Raw genomic sequence first — 14,053 nt, 5'->3', positions numbered from 1 at the left:
CGCTGGGCGGGCAAAATCCGGCAGGTCATGCTGCGATTAGAACGTGGCCTTGAACATCATGCCGTAGGTACGGGGTTCGTTCACGATGCCGGTCAGGTTGTTGATGTCGATCGCGGCTTGCGCCTCGACCTGGTTGGTGATGTTGCGGCCATACAGCGCCACTTCATAACGATCCCACTTGTAGCCGACCCGCAGGCCGCCTTGCGTCAGCGGCTTGACGGCGTATTCCTTGGCCGCGTAAAGGAAGTCGTTGTAGGTGGTGCGGTAGGTCCAGTCGGTGAAGGCATACAGTTCGCCGTCGCCCACCGGTTTGCTGTACTTCAGCGTGAAGTTATGCTGCCACTTCGGCGCGCGCGGCAACGGGTTGCCGTTGATCCAGGCGGTACCCGCGAAAGGACCGGCGGCATTGGTCACCGTGCACGGCGAGCCGCAAACCTTGACGTACAGGTTCGGATCCTGGATCTCGGTGAAGTTGTAGCTGGAACCCAGCGACGCGCTCAGGCCGTCCGCCAGATTGGCCTGGAACTCCAGCTCGACGCCGTGGCCCACCGCCTTGTCCGCATTGATCTGGCGGTTCATATTGATGGAGCCGCTGCCGGCGGTCAGCTGCTTGTTCTTGACGCGGTAGTCGTACACCGAGGCGCTCAGGCGCGCGCGGCGGTCGAACAAGTCCTGCTTGATGCCGGCCTCGATCGACACCGCTTTTTCCGAATCGGCCATCGACGGCACGTCGGTCGGACCGTACAGGCGCCCCTGGATACTCGGTGCGCGGTAGCCGGTGGCGATACGCGAGAACAGATTGGTGTCCTTGTCCAGCGTGTAGGTGCCGCTCAGATCCCAGCTGACGTTGTTCGTGCTGTTGTGGATGGTCTGCGGGCCGATGCTGCCCGGTTCCACGCGGGTGGCCACGAAGTCTTTCTTGTCGTTGGTGTAGCGCACGCCGCCGCGCAGTTTCAGCTTGTCGGACACCGCATAGTTCAAGGTGCCGAACGCGGCCCACGAGTTGGCATCCTGCGACTGGGTGGTGTAGCCCGGATATTGCGCGTGGTTGGCAAAGGTATCGAAGCCGATGCTGTCGATCTGCACGTGCTCCTTGAAGTAGAACACGCCGGCGATCCATTGCAGCGCATCCTTGGTATTGGATTCGGCGCGGAATTCCTGGGTCAGCTGCTTATGGTGCGGAATGAAGTCGGCCGTCTCCAGCGAGAACGGGATAGGCTTCACCGGTCCCGACGGCAGATGGGTGCCGCCGCCATAGCCGCCATCAACGTCGGCGCCGCTGTACAGTTCCAGCGCCTCGAAGCCGGTGATCGAATGCAGGGTGACGCCCGGCAGATCCCAGCGCAGACGGGCGCTGCCGCCCTTGGTTTTCAGGTGCTGCGTGTTGAGGCCGTCCGACGGGTAGGAATTGTAGTCAAAGTTGTCGACCAGCTCGTTGGTGCCCGGCTTGATGATGTTGGCGCGGAACAGGGTGCCGGTGCCGTCCAGGTCGCGCACGTGGAAGTTCAGCAAGGCGCTCATGTCGCGGTTGGGCTTGACCAGCAATTGCAGGCGGGCGGCGCTGTCTTTATAGCCTTCGAAATCCTGGGTGCCGGTCGGCAGCGGGTTGTGCACAAAGTTGTCGCGGCGCTGGGTCTGGCCCGAGAAGCGCAGCGCCACCGTGTCGCTGACCGGCAGGTTGTACGCGCCTTCGGCGCTCTTCATGCCATCCTTGCCGTAGCCCAGGTTGACATAGCCTTCGGTCTTGAACACCGGCTTGGCGGAGTCGAGCTTGATGACGCCGGCCGGCGAATTGCGGCCGAACAGCGTGCCCTGCGGGCCGCGCAGCACTTCAATCTGGTCGACGTCGAAGACCGGGAAGCCTTTCAACATCGAGTTTTCCATGACGACATCGTCCATCACCAGGCCCACCGGCTGCGAGGCGTTCAGATCGAAGTCGATATTGCCCAGGCCGCGGATGTAGAAGCGCGGGAAGGTGCGGCCATAGTCCGATTCGACGTTGACGGACGGCGAGCGGCCGGCCAGGAAGCGGATGTCGGCGCCGGCCGAGGTCAGCACGTCGAGCTTGTCGCCCTTGAGCGTGGCGATCGACATCGGCACGTCCTTGATGTTTTCCGCGCGGCGCTGCGCGGTGACGATCACGGTTTCCAGTTGGCCTTTGGTGGCGGTATCCGGGGCATCGGCTGCCGGCTGGCCGGTTGCTGCGGCCTCCGCTTCGGCGGCCATCGCCGCGTGCAGGGGGAATGCGCTTGCAACTGCCAGCGCGATCAGCGATCGCACTGCGTAACCACTACTTTTTTTGCTCATGAGTCCTGCTCCCTATTGTGTAGGCAAGGTTGAAATATCAATCCAAAAATCTCGCCCTCGCTGCCGGCTATGGTGGCCGGCGGCGGACGATGTCGTTGTTTTTTATTGGTAAAAATGTATCGAAACTACGCTGTTTCGCATAAGAATATGCAAATTACCAACCATGCTAGCATGGAAAAAAATGACACAAACTCACTTTTTGAGTGATTCGATTCATATCAATTTTATATAAATAACTAAACAAAATCGAATTTGTCGTACATATCGGCGCTGATGCATAGTAGTGGACGGCCTCGGAAACAGGCCGTCCAGCGGAGGGAAACGCTGCGCTTGCAGGTAAATCGCCGATTCAGGAGTCAGCACCGAATGCCCTGGCGGCCCCTGAACATGCGGAAAGTGATTTATCCAACAAGCAGGAAATTTTTCCAAACGGACAAAAAAGCAACAGCACAAACATTTTATATTCGGCCTTAACTGTTGCGGCAGTGCGACATGACGCCAGGCCCCGGCCGCCGCGTCACATTCTTGGAACGGTAGATGTAGATGAATAACATGCTCGAACACAGCCGCCTGCGCGCGGTCGGCGACCTGGGACAACAAATCTGGCTCGACAACCTGAGCCGCAACCTGCTGGCCTCCGGCCAGCTGGCCGCGCTGATCGCCAACGACGGCGTCCAGGGCCTGACCTCCAACCCGGCGATTTTCTACCAGGCCATCCAGCACGACCCCGCCTACCAGGCCGCCCTGCCCCAGCTGCGCACCGGGCTGGCGACGCCGGAAGCGCGCTTCGAGGCACTGGTGCTGCCGGACGTGCAGCGCGCCTGCGACCTGTTCGCGCCGCTGTACCGCGAATCCGACGGCCGCGCCGGCTTCGTCAGCTTTGAAGTGTCGCCGCGCCTGAGCCAGGACGTCGGCGGCACCATCGCCGCCGCCAAGCGCCTGTGGGCCGCCATCGCCCGTCCCAACGCCATGATCAAGATACCGGCCACGCCGGCCGGCATCGCCGCGCTGGAGGAAGTGATCTACGCCGGCATCAACGTCAACATGACGCTGATCTTCACCGCCAGCCAGATCCAGGCGGTGCGCGCCGCCCACCGCCGCGGCCTGGCCCGGCGCCTGCAGGACACCTCCTCGGTGCAGCGCATCGCCAGCGTCGCCAGCGTGTTCATCAGCCGCATCGACGTCGCCGTCGACGCCCTGCTGGAAAACTCGGCCGACGGCAGCGCCGTCGCCCTGCGCGGCCGCGCCGCCATGGCGGCCGCCCGCATCGCCTACCACGAGTGGAAGAACGATGGCGGTTTCGCCGTGTTCGCCGCCTTCGGCGCCACGCCGCAGTGGCTGCTGTGGGCCAGCACCGCCACCAAGCACCCGGACCAGCGCGACGTGCGCTACGTCGAAGGCCTGATCGGGCCGGACACCATCAACACCGTGCCGGACGCCACGCTGGACGCCTTCCGCGACCACGGCGAGGCGGCCCGCACGCTGGACGCCGACATCGAGGCGGAACGGACCACGCTGGCGCAACTGGCCCGCCACGGCATCGATCTGGAAACGGTGGGCCAGCAATTGCTGGCCGCCGGCTTGCTGCAATTTGAACAAGCTTTCGACAAACTCCTGGCGCTGGTAGAGTAAATCCCCGAGGCAAACCTCTAAAAATCAGGGGTTTGCCGCGATAAAGCGGCGCCAAAGTACATGTTTCGTCCAATAAAAATATACAATATCGATCTTCCAGGAGCCTATTCATGAAACTTTCACAACTTAGTTTGACGGTTGCAGCACTGTTTATCGCTGCCAGCGCGTCCGCGGCTGACCCAAAACTGGGTATCGTGTATGACGCAGGCGGCAAGTTCGACAAGTCGTTCAACCAGTCCGCTTTTGAAGGCGCATCGCGCTTCAAGAAGGAAACCAACATCAATTTCATCGAGGTGCAAGCCTCCAGCGATACCCAGGCTGAACAGGTGCTGCGCGGCCTCGCCCGCAAGAACCTGGACCTGATCGCCTCCATCGGCTTCGCCCAGCAGGCAGCCGTGCAGAAGGTCGCCAAGGAATTCCCGAAAGTCCGCTTCGTGCTGATCGACGGCGTGGCGCAAGGCGCCAACGTCAACTCCATCACCTTCAAGGAAGAAGAAGGCTCCTACCTGGTGGGCGTGGCTGCGGCCATGGCTTCCAAGTCCAAGAAGCTGGGCTTCATCGGCGGCGTCGACATCCCGCTGATCCGCACCTTCGCCTGCGGCTACGCCCAGGGCGCCAAGTCGGTCAGCGCCAAGGTTGAAGTGAGCTCGAACATGGTCGGCACCACCTCCGATTCGTGGAACAACCCGGCCAAGGGCGGCGAACTGGCGCGTTCGCAGTTCGACCGCGGCGTCGACGTGGTGTTTGCCGTCGCCGGCGGTTCCGGCCTGGGCACGCTGCAGACCGCCAAGGAAAAAGGCAAGCTGGCCATCGGCGTCGACTCCAACCAGAACAGCCTGTACCCGGGCAGCATCCTGACCTCGATGGTCAAGCGCGTCGACAATGCCGTCTACGACTCCTTCATGCAGATGAAGAACGGCACCTGGAAGGCCGGCGTCACCGCCAAGGGCCTGAAGGAAGACGGCGTCGACTGGGCGCTGGACGAGAACAACCGCAAGCTGATTACCCCGGAAATCGAGAAGCGCGTCATTGGTGCCCGCAAGGACATCATCGACGGCAAAGTGAAAGTTATCGACATCCGTTCGGGCGCTGCCTGCCCGGCCTGATACCTGTTTGAACATTGAGCGCGCCGCCGGGGGTATTCCCCGTGCGGCGCGTTTAACATTTTACTTAACCGTACCGAAAACGATCCTATGCAGCCAGCAGTAGAATTTCGCGGCATCTCCAAGCATTTCGGAGCTGTGAAAGCGAACACGGACGTCAACTTCACCATCGCCAAGGGTTCCATCCATGGCCTGGTGGGCGAGAACGGCGCCGGCAAATCGACCCTGATGAGCATCCTGTACGGATACTACCGCGCCGACGGCGGGGAAATCCTGCTCGATGGCCAGGCGCGCAACATCCGCAACAGCCAGGAAGCGATCACGCTGGGCATCGGCATGGTGCACCAGCACTTCATGCTGGTCGAGAACATGACGGTGCTCGACAACGTGATGCTGGGCAGCGAAGGCGGCTTCCAGCTCAAGTCCAAGCGCGCCGCCGTCGAGGCGCAGCTGCGCGAGATCTGCACCCGCTACCGGCTCGACGTCGATCCGCTGGCCACCATCCACGACCTGTCGGTGGGCGCGCAGCAGCGCGTGGAGATCCTCAAGCAGATCTACCGCAGCGCCAACATCCTGATCCTGGACGAGCCGACCGCCGTGCTGACCGCGCAGGAGACCGAGTCGCTGTTCGAGATCCTGCGCCTGTTCAAGGAACAGGGCAAGACCATCATCCTGATCACGCACAAGCTGCAGGAGATCCTCGACATCACCGACACCGTCACCGTGATGCGCGGCGGCCGCGTGATCGGCGCCGTGGCGACCGCCGGCACCACCAAGGAAGACCTGGCCAATATGATGGTCGGCCGTCCTATCGAGAACAACCTGCCGCGCAAGCCCTACAACCCGGGCGCCCCGGTGCTGCAGATCGAGAACCTGCAACTGGTGGACGACCAGCAGGTCAAGCTGCTGGCCGACATCGGCTTCACGCTGCGCGCCGGCGAGATCGTCGCGATTGCCGGCGTATCCGGCAACGGCCAGAGCGAATTGATGGAGATCCTGTCGGGCATGCGCCTGCCGACTTCCGGCAAGCTGGATTTCCTGGGCAAGGCGCTGCCATATCAGGGCCGCGCCGACGCCGACGGCCTGCCGCGCACCTTCCGCGAACTGGGCATCGCCCACGTCCCGGAAGACCGCCTGCGCGATGGCGTGGTGAAGGCCTTCTCGGTCATGCACAACACCATCCTCGGCTACCAGGACAAGCTGAAAAACCGCTGGGGCCTGCTGAATTTCAAAGCCATCGCGGCCCGCTGCGAACAGCTGATGAAGAACTTCGACGTCCGCCCCAACAACCATGACCTGCGTATCGGCCTGCTCTCCGGCGGCAACCAGCAAAAGGTGGTGATCGCCCGCGAAGTGCTGGCGCAGCCCAAGCTGATGCTGGTCGGCCAGCCGACGCGCGGCGTCGACATCGGCACCATCGAAAGCATCCACGCGCAGCTGCTCAAGCTGCGCGATGAAGGCGTGGCGATCCTGCTGGTCTCCGTGGAGCTGGAAGAAGTGCGCGCGCTGGCGGACCGTATCCTGGTCATGTGCGGCGGCCGCATCACCGGCGAACTGAAAATTGAAGAATTCGACACTACCCGTATCGGCTTGCTGATGGGCGGGATGCACAAATCATGAATAAAGACCTGCCACGCTGGGCAACCGCGTTTGTACTGCCCCTGTTAAACCTGCTGTCAGCCCTGCTGGTGACCGCGCTGGTGATCCACCTGCTGGGCGAGAGCCCGACCGAATCGCTGGCGATCCTGGTCAACAGCGCCGTCGTCAATCCGGAGGGCTTGAGCTACACGCTGTTCTACGCCTCGACCTTCATCTTCACCGGCCTGGCGGTTTCGATCGCCATGGAAGCGGGCCTGTTCAACATCGGCGCCGAGGGCCAGATGTACTTCGCCGGCCTGGGCCTGACGCTGGCCATGCTGACCTTCGACAGTTCGCTGCCCGCCATTGCGCTGATCCCGGTCGGCATGCTGGGCGCGGCGCTGTTCGGCGCGCTGTGGGCATTCGTTCCCGGCTACCTGCAAGCGAAACGCGGCAGCCACGTGGTGGTCACCACCATCATGTTCAACTACATCGCCGGCGCGCTGATGAACACCGTGATCGTCAAGCTGGTGCCGCCGGGCGAGCAGAATCCCGCCAGCCGCGCCTTTGCCGCCGCCGCTGAAATGCCGCGCCTGAACAAGTGGTTCCCGATCCTGGGCGAGACGCCGCTGAACATCAGCTTCTTCCTGGCGATCATCGCGCTGGTGATTTACGGCGTGGTGGTGTCGCGCTCCTCGTGGGGCTTCAAGCTGCGCGCCACGGGCCTGAACAAGCACGCCGCGCATTATGCCGGCATCCGCATCAGCAAGATGATCATCATCGTTATGCTGATCTCGGGCGCGCTGGCCGGTCTCGGCTCGGTCAACTCCATCATGGGCTCGACCCACTACCTGTCGCTGAACTTTGTCGGCGGCGCGGGTTTCATCGGCATCGCCATCGCGCTGATGGGCCGCCAGCACCCGGTCGGCATTTTCCTGTCGGCGGTGTTGTTCGGGGCGCTGACCCAGGGCGGCTTCGACCTGTCGCTGGAAAAGCAGAACATCCCGCCCGAGATGGTGATCCTGGTCCAGGGCCTGATCATCCTGTTCTGCGGCGCGATGGAAAACCTGTACGCGCCGGCCATCGCCAAAATGCTCAAACTGAAGAAGTGAGAACCATATGACTTTTGACGACCTTCACATCGGCAGTATCCTGGTATCGACCGTGCGCAACGCGCCGGTGCTGATTTTCGCCGGCATGGCCGGCCTGTTCGCCGAGCGCTCGGGCGTGATCGACATCGGCCTGGAAGGCAAGATCCTGGCGTCGGCGTTTGTCTCGGCCGCCGTGGCGTTCACCACCCAGAACCCCTGGTACGGCGTCATGGCCGGCATCGTAGTATCGATGCTGCTGGCCAGCCTGCAGGCCTACATCGCCATCACCCAGAAGGGCAACCAGCTGGTGGCCGGCATCGCCATCAACATCGCCATGAGCGGCCTGACCTTCGTGGTGGCGCAGTACTTCTTCCAGCAGGGCGGGCGCACGCCCGACCTGGGCTCGGCGCGCCTGTTCGACGTGGTGCTGCCGGGTTCCGCCGCGGTGGAACACATCCCCTTCCTCGGCTGGTTCTACGCGCACCTGATCGGCGGCCATTCGGTCCTGGTGTACCTGGCGTTTGCGCTGGTGCCGCTGGTGCACTGGATCGTGTACCACAGCCGTTTCGGCCTGCGCCTGCGCGCCTGCGGCGAGAACCCGCACGCGGCCGATGCGGCCGGGGTCAGCGTCGAGCGCCAGCGCTACATGGCGATGCTGATCGCCGGTTTCCTGTGTTCGTTCTCGGGCGCCTACCTGTCCATCGTGCAGAGCGGTTTCTTCCTGCGCGATATGTCGGCCGGCGCCGGCTACCTGGCGCTGACCGCGATGGTGTTCGGTAACTGGCGTCCGTTGTACACCTTCCTGGGCTGCCTGATGTTCGGCTTCTTTGGCGCCGTACAAATCCAGATCGAAGGCGTGGAACTGCCGGTGGTCGGCCGCCTGCCGGGCGCGCTGATCCAGATGGTGCCTTACGTGCTGACCGTGATCGTGCTGGCCGGCCTGATGGCCAAGTCTGTGGCGCCGAAAGCGCTCGGTACGCCGTTCGTCAAATCGCGCTGATTACTTCAGCGTCCGCATAAAGGACAGCAGGTCGGCGACCTGCTGTTCATCCTTGATCCCCCAGAAACGCATGCTCGTCCCCGGCACCACGTCGTGCGGCGCGCGCAGATATGCGGCCAGCGTTTTCTCATCCCACACCAGTCCCGACTTCTTCATCGCTTCCGAGTACTTGTAGTCCCTGGTTGACGCCGCATGGCGGCCGATGATGCCATTCAGCTGCGGCCCGAAACCGCCCTGCGCGTAAGGCCCAACCTGATGGCAGGAGGCGCAGCGCTTGAACAGCACCGCCCCCACCTTCGCATCACCCGCCGCTGCGGCTTGGCCGGCCGCCAGCAGCGCCAATAAAATGTATCGTTTCATGCCGCTACTTTACAGCAGGTGCAGCGCGGCGTATTGCAGCAGCATGATGGTCTTGCCGTCGGCGATGCGGCCGTCGGCCATCATCTGCATGGCCTCGTCCATCGCCAGCTCCAGTACTTCGATATCCTCGCCCTCCTCCTCGATGCCGCCGCCGTCGCCGATGCGCGAACCCGGGTCGTATTCAGCCACGAAGAAATACAGGCGCTCCGTCACCGAGCCGGGACTCATGAAGGCCTCGAACACCTTGCGCACCTCGCCAACGCGATAGCCGGTTTCCTCTTCCACCTCGGCCTTGATGCGATCCTCCGGGCTGGCCTTGTCCAGCAAACCGGCGGCGGCTTCGATCAGGAAGCCGTCATGCCCGCCGCCGTAGGTCGGAAAACGGAATTGCCGCACCAGCACCACCGTGCGCCGTTCGCGGTTATACAGCAGGATGGTGGCGCCGTGGCCCCGGTCGTAGGTCTCGCGCGTCTGGCGCTGCCAGCTGCCGTCGTTGCGGCGGTAGTCGAAGGTGGTCTTTTGCAGCAGGAACCAGTCATCGGACAGGGTTTCCACTTTGTGGATGCGGATGCGGTCTTCGGGCATGTCGATCTCCTTGATCAAGGTTGCGTTTTTTTACGATATCATGCAATATCGTGCAACATCAAGAAAATTCATGCATATGCTGACACGCCAACGCAAAGAACTGCTGATCGCCCGCCTGAAACAGGACGGCCAGATCGTCGCCAAATCGCTCAGCGAGGAGCTGGGCCTGTCCGAGGACACCATCCGCCGCGACCTGCGCGAGCTGGCCGCCGAAGGGCTGCTGCAACGCGTGCACGGCGGCGCCCTGCCGCTGGACTTGCCCGCCTCTCCGGCGATGGGCAACTTCGCCCAGCGCCAGCAGCTGTCCAGCGACGCCAAGCCCGCCATCGCGCGCGCCGCGGCAGCCATGATCGAAGCGGGACAAGTGGTGTTCATCGACGGCGGCACCACCGCCGTCCAGCTGGCGCGCGCGCTGCCGCCGGAACTGCGCTGCACCGTCGTCACGCACAGCCCGAGCGTGGCGGTGGAGCTGGCCGAGCATCCCTTGATCGAAGTGATTTTGATCGGCGGCCGGTTGTTCAAGCACTCCATCGTGGCGATGGGACCGTCCGCGCTGGAGGCGATTGCGCAAATTCGCGCCGATATCTTTTTCATGGGCGTGTGCAGCCTGCATCCGCTGCACGGCATCAGCACCGGCGACCACGACGAGGCGGGAATCAAGCGCGCCATCGCGGCGGCTTCGGTGAAAACGGTGGTGCTGGCGTCGCCGGAAAAACTCGACACGGCATCGCCGTTCCAGATCGCGCCGCTGGAGCGCATCGGCGCGATCGTGGTCAGTGCGGGTGTGCCGAAGCAGCTATTGGCGCCCTACCGCAAGCTGGGCATCGAAGTAATACAGGCACAGTAAGGCCTACTTGTAGTCGACGCCTTTTCCCCAACGGTCTTCCCAGTGATCCAGGAAGGACTTCGCCAGTTGCGGGTTGTCCCACACCACCAGCACGTTTTCGCTGTTCGACGTGGCGGCGTCCTTGCTGTAATTGAAACTGCCATTCTGCACGGTGCGGTCGTCAACGACGATGTATTTGTCGTGATGCATGGCGTACACCGCAACCGTTCGTGTCGGGATGCCTGCGCTGACCAAAGGGCGCAGCGCCGCAATGCTGGCGGACCGTTGATTGCGCCGCGCATCCACCATCACCTTGACGTCCACGCCGCGCCGCTTCGCGTTGAGCAGCGCCTGCATCACGTGCTGCGAATTGAAGGAGTATCCGGCCAGCCGGATCTTCGAAGTCGCCGCGTCGATCACCTTCAACACCAACGCCTCCCCTCCCGCATCGGGAGCGAAGGCGTTCTCGATCGCCGGCGCCTGCGCGGACGCTTCGATGGCCGGGGCCATCGCCGTGACCAGCGCTAAAACGGCAAGGCTTTTTCTCATACGGTCCTTTTAAAACTCTTCCCACTCGCTATCGGCCTTGGTGGACGCCTTGGGCTTGGCGACGACGGCGCGCTTGGGCGCGGGCGCTGGAGCTGCCACTCGCGCAACCGGCGCCGAAGCGCGTGGCGCAGCAGCAGGCGCCTTGCGCACCGGTGCAGCTGAGGCCAATGGTGCTGCCGCGCCGCGATCCAGCTTGAACACGCTGACCGCCTGCGCCAGATGGGATGCCTGCTCCTGCAAGCTCTCCGCCGCAGCCGCAGCCTCCTCCACCAATGCCGCATTCTGCTGCGTCACGCCGTCCATCTGCACGATGGCCTGGTTGACCTGCGAGATGCCTTCGCTCTGCTCCGCCGTGGCGACGGTGATCTCGCTCATGATCGCGGTCACGCGGCGCACGCTGGACACCACCTCGTCCATCGTGCTGCCCGCCTCGTCCACCAGCCGGCTGCCGTCGGCCACCTTGCTGACGGAATCATCGATCAACGCCTTGATTTCCTTGGCCGCCGCCGCGCTGCGCTGCGCCAGGTTGCGCACCTCGGAAGCCACCACCGCAAAGCCGCGTCCCTGCTCACCTGCGCGCGCCGCCTCCACCGCAGCGTTCAGCGCCAGGATATTGGTCTGGAAAGCGATGCCGTCGATGACGCTGATGATGTCCACGATTTTGCTCGACGAGTCGTTAATCGACGCCATCGTCGCCACCACCTGCGACACCACAGCGCCGCTGCGCTGCGCCACTTCCGACGCCGATCCCGCCAGCTGGTTGGCCTGGCGCGCGTTCTCCGCATTCTCCTTGACGGTGCTGGTCAACTCCTCGACCGACGCCGCCGTTTCCTCCAGCGCGCTGGCCTGCTGCTCGGTGCGCGCCGACAGGTCGCTATTCCCGTGCGAGATCTCGGCGCTGCCGCGCGCCACGTTCTCCGCGCTGGAACTCACCTGCACCAGCACATCATGGATATTGCCGACGAATTGATTGAAGCCGTTGCCGATCACCGCCAGCTCGTCGTTGCCGTTCACTTCCAGCTTGACGCTCAGGTCCGCATCGCCGCTGGACAGCGCCGTCATGCGTTCACCCAGCGTGCGCAAAGGTGCGGTCAAACGGAACACCACGGCAATCAGCACAAAGGCCGTCGCCACCGCGCACACCAGCGACACGATCAGCGTGTACAACAGCAGCTCGCGCGCAGGCGCCAGCGCCACGCTTTTCGGGAAGGTCAGCTGCACCGACCAGGGCCCGGTCTCGGCGTGGATGAACAGCGGCTGCAGCAGATGCACCAGTCCCTGGGCATCTTCGTATTCATAGGCCTGGCCCTGGCGCACGCGATCGAGGCCGGCGGCCGGCACATCGTCGGCTTTCTTGCCCAGCTTTTCAGCGACGGGCGTGCTGGCATACAGGCCGCCGTTGGAGATCAGGCTAAGCTTGGCGCCGTCGATCACCTTCAACTCGTTGAGGATCTTGGTCAGGCGCGTCACCATGAAGTCGGCGCTGGCCGTGCCCTGGAATTTACCTTCGATCATAATCGGCGCCACCAAAGACGCCATCAGCGTCGGCTTGCCATCCACTGGATAGATGTATGGCTCGGTGAAGAACACCTTGCCGCTGCGCTTGGGGATGTCGTACCAGTCGTTGGCGCCAGGAGCGCTGTCGAACACGATCGGCTCGACGTGCGTGCCGCCGCCGCTGCTGCGGGTCCAGTACGGCATGTAGCGGCCCGTTGCATCGTACAGCGGCAGCTTGCTGGCGAAGTCCGCATCCTTGTTGTCCAGCGCATTCGGCTCCCAGGTCACGGCGGCGCCGATCAGGTCTTCCGATCCGAGCAGCGTGGCCTTGACCATCTCGTTGATCTGGTCGCGGCCCAATGCCTGATTGGCGCCACGCGTGCCGCGCATCGCGCCGGCCAGGTTGACCACCGCCGACAGATTGCTGACGATACGAGCCTGCAGCGTGCCCGCCACCTCGCGCGCGGAGGTGCGGGCCAGGTTCATCGCCGCCGCCTCGGCGCTGGCGCTGCTGCGAATGCCGATCACGGTGGCCGTCACCGCGAGGCTCAGCACCACCAGCGCGGTGGCTGCCGCGCAGATCTTGCCGTTCAGGGAAAGTGAGACGCCGAATCGCGACGGCGACGGGGACTTGGTTGAGAAAGCTATGCTCATGTGAGGCCTGTGAAGAAAAGTCAGAAGGTTCGGGTCAGCGCCAATACCAGCGTGCCGTCAGCCGGATTCGATGTCTCGATCACCCCGGCGGAATTGGGTATGCCCAGCGTGTAGTTGTCGTAGGCGTTGGTCTTGCCGTGCGCCTTGGTGTAGGCAGCCGATACGGCCCATCCAGGCGCCAGCACCTTGGTCACGCCGGCCTTGTAATCGCGCCAGCTCCACATGCTGTTGTTGGCCACGCGGCCATGGCCGAAGTGCAGGTTAAGCGTGTAACCGTCGCCCAGTTCGACGTTGGCGCCCAGGTCCAGATAACCCGTGCCGCGCGCATTCTCGATGCCGAAGAATTCCTTGGTAAACGTGTAGTTGTATTTGGCGTAGGCGAATTTGTAGGTCAGCCCTAACGCCAGTTCGCCGTAGTCGTACGTCGTGTGGGTGGCGTGGATTTCGGCGCCCGGATATTTGTAGTAGTAGAAGCCAGCGCTGTAGCCTACATCGCCGGCCGCGCCGGTATAGGCGCCATACAAGTCCCATTCCAACGAGCCGTTTTCGACGAAACGGTTGCTGACGTTGGACAGCCAGGTACCGGCGGAAAAGCCGTTCGGTCCTGCATAATCGAAGCCGCCCTGTAAAGCGGGCTTGCCCCAGGTCTGGCGGAATCCGCGCGAGATATACTGCGATGCCAACGTGACGTTGGCGGTGAACGGCGACGCTGCGGGCGCCGGTTCGGCGGAGGTCTGTGCCACTGCTGGTGCGGCGGCCGCAAGGGCCAACACGCTTGCTACGCTTATGCAAAATGCATGCTTCATATTTCGACACCTCCGACTGCGTTATGGAACAGGTAAACAACCTGACGGGGCGGCGGGGGCTGGGC

The 14,053-nt window shown here is 63.1% G+C and carries 12 protein-coding genes; 6 read left to right on the top strand and 6 right to left on the bottom strand.

All coding sequences use genetic code 11. The features are described from left to right. Nucleotides 1–36 precede the first annotated feature (36 nt). Nucleotides 37–2,307, bottom strand: coding sequence for a TonB-dependent receptor (locus GEV02_RS04930; protein ID WP_152836847.1), 2,271 nt, complete (start codon nucleotides 2,305–2,307; stop codon nucleotides 37–39). A 543-nt stretch (nucleotides 2,308–2,850) separates the two neighbouring features. Between GEV02_RS04930 and tal the strand changes: the two genes are divergently transcribed. From tal to GEV02_RS04905, 5 genes are all read left to right on the top strand, one after another. Next, entirely contained in the window at nucleotides 2,851–3,939 is a 1,089-nt protein-coding gene (gene tal, locus GEV02_RS04925; RefSeq protein WP_152836846.1) for a transaldolase, read from the top strand. Between the two features lie 110 nt (nucleotides 3,940–4,049). Then, a complete protein-coding gene (locus GEV02_RS04920; RefSeq protein ID WP_174998980.1) occupies nucleotides 4,050–5,045 on the top strand; it encodes a BMP family lipoprotein in 996 nt (331 codons plus the stop codon). 87 nt (nucleotides 5,046–5,132) lie between these two features. Beyond that, nucleotides 5,133–6,662 carry an ABC transporter ATP-binding protein gene (locus GEV02_RS04915; RefSeq protein ID WP_152836845.1) on the top strand — a complete coding sequence of 510 codons (1,530 nt, stop codon included), beginning with the start codon at nucleotides 5,133–5,135 and terminating at the stop codon, nucleotides 6,660–6,662. Continuing rightward, on the top strand, nucleotides 6,659–7,732 hold the full coding sequence (locus GEV02_RS04910) for an ABC transporter permease (protein ID WP_152836844.1): 1,074 nt from the start codon (nucleotides 6,659–6,661) through the stop codon (nucleotides 7,730–7,732). The genes GEV02_RS04915 and GEV02_RS04910 overlap by 4 nt, the downstream gene beginning before the upstream one ends. Before the next feature lie 7 nt (nucleotides 7,733–7,739). Continuing rightward, complete coding sequence (locus tag GEV02_RS04905) at nucleotides 7,740–8,711, top strand: ABC transporter permease (protein ID WP_152836843.1); 972 nt, start codon at nucleotides 7,740–7,742, stop codon at nucleotides 8,709–8,711. Here GEV02_RS04905 and GEV02_RS04900 read toward each other — a convergent pair whose 3' ends face one another. Then, complete coding sequence (locus tag GEV02_RS04900) at nucleotides 8,712–9,071, bottom strand: c-type cytochrome (RefSeq protein WP_152836842.1); 360 nt, start codon at nucleotides 9,069–9,071, stop codon at nucleotides 8,712–8,714. A gap of 9 nt (nucleotides 9,072–9,080) precedes the next feature. Beyond that, nucleotides 9,081–9,656: an NUDIX domain-containing protein gene (locus tag GEV02_RS04895; protein ID WP_152836841.1), complete on the bottom strand. Its 576-nt coding sequence runs from the start codon at nucleotides 9,654–9,656 to the stop codon at nucleotides 9,081–9,083. Between the two features lie 76 nt (nucleotides 9,657–9,732). On the opposite strand from GEV02_RS04895, the gene GEV02_RS04890 reads away from it, so the two are divergent. Continuing rightward, nucleotides 9,733–10,503: a DeoR/GlpR family DNA-binding transcription regulator gene (locus GEV02_RS04890; RefSeq protein WP_152837509.1), complete on the top strand. Its 771-nt coding sequence runs from the start codon at nucleotides 9,733–9,735 to the stop codon at nucleotides 10,501–10,503. 3 nt (nucleotides 10,504–10,506) lie between these two features. Here GEV02_RS04890 and GEV02_RS04885 read toward each other — a convergent pair whose 3' ends face one another. From GEV02_RS04885 to GEV02_RS04875, 3 genes are read right to left on the bottom strand one after another with little or no spacing between them, the layout of a single operon-like run. Then, nucleotides 10,507–11,031, bottom strand: coding sequence for a phospholipase D family nuclease (locus GEV02_RS04885; protein WP_152836840.1), 525 nt, complete (start codon nucleotides 11,029–11,031; stop codon nucleotides 10,507–10,509). A gap of 9 nt (nucleotides 11,032–11,040) precedes the next feature. Next, nucleotides 11,041–13,182 (bottom strand): methyl-accepting chemotaxis protein, encoded by a 2,142-nt coding sequence (locus GEV02_RS04880; protein ID WP_152836839.1) that lies wholly within the window; start codon nucleotides 13,180–13,182, stop codon nucleotides 11,041–11,043. A 20-nt stretch (nucleotides 13,183–13,202) separates the two neighbouring features. Continuing rightward, a complete protein-coding gene (locus GEV02_RS04875; RefSeq protein ID WP_328595721.1) occupies nucleotides 13,203–13,955 on the bottom strand; it encodes a TorF family putative porin in 753 nt (250 codons plus the stop codon). Nucleotides 13,956–14,053: the final 98 nt, after the last annotated feature.

Origin of the sequence: Rugamonas aquatica (genome assembly GCF_009380215.1) — a bacterium.
Lineage (GTDB): Bacteria > Pseudomonadota > Gammaproteobacteria > Burkholderiales > Burkholderiaceae_D > Rugamonas > Rugamonas aquatica_B.
The sequence above is the reverse complement of the archived record's forward strand: the minus strand, read 5'-3'. Positions and strand labels throughout refer to the sequence as shown.

Coding starts and splice junctions, on each gene's coding strand:
- tal (WP_152836846.1), top strand. CDS start 2,851: ATGAATAACATGCTCGAACACAGCCGCCTGCGCGCGGTCGGCGACCTG.
- GEV02_RS04910 (WP_152836844.1), top strand. CDS start 6,659: ATGAATAAAGACCTGCCACGCTGGGCAACCGCGTTTGTACTGCCCCTG.
- GEV02_RS04920 (WP_174998980.1), top strand. CDS start 4,050: ATGAAACTTTCACAACTTAGTTTGACGGTTGCAGCACTGTTTATCGCT.
- GEV02_RS04895 (WP_152836841.1), bottom strand. CDS start 9,656: ATGCCCGAAGACCGCATCCGCATCCACAAAGTGGAAACCCTGTCCGAT.
- GEV02_RS04930 (WP_152836847.1), bottom strand. CDS start 2,307: ATGAGCAAAAAAAGTAGTGGTTACGCAGTGCGATCGCTGATCGCGCTG.
- GEV02_RS04885 (WP_152836840.1), bottom strand. CDS start 11,031: ATGAGAAAAAGCCTTGCCGTTTTAGCGCTGGTCACGGCGATGGCCCCG.
- GEV02_RS04900 (WP_152836842.1), bottom strand. CDS start 9,071: ATGAAACGATACATTTTATTGGCGCTGCTGGCGGCCGGCCAAGCCGCA.
- GEV02_RS04880 (WP_152836839.1), bottom strand. CDS start 13,182: ATGAGCATAGCTTTCTCAACCAAGTCCCCGTCGCCGTCGCGATTCGGC.
- GEV02_RS04890 (WP_152837509.1), top strand. CDS start 9,733: ATGCTGACACGCCAACGCAAAGAACTGCTGATCGCCCGCCTGAAACAG.
- GEV02_RS04915 (WP_152836845.1), top strand. CDS start 5,133: ATGCAGCCAGCAGTAGAATTTCGCGGCATCTCCAAGCATTTCGGAGCT.
- GEV02_RS04905 (WP_152836843.1), top strand. CDS start 7,740: ATGACTTTTGACGACCTTCACATCGGCAGTATCCTGGTATCGACCGTG.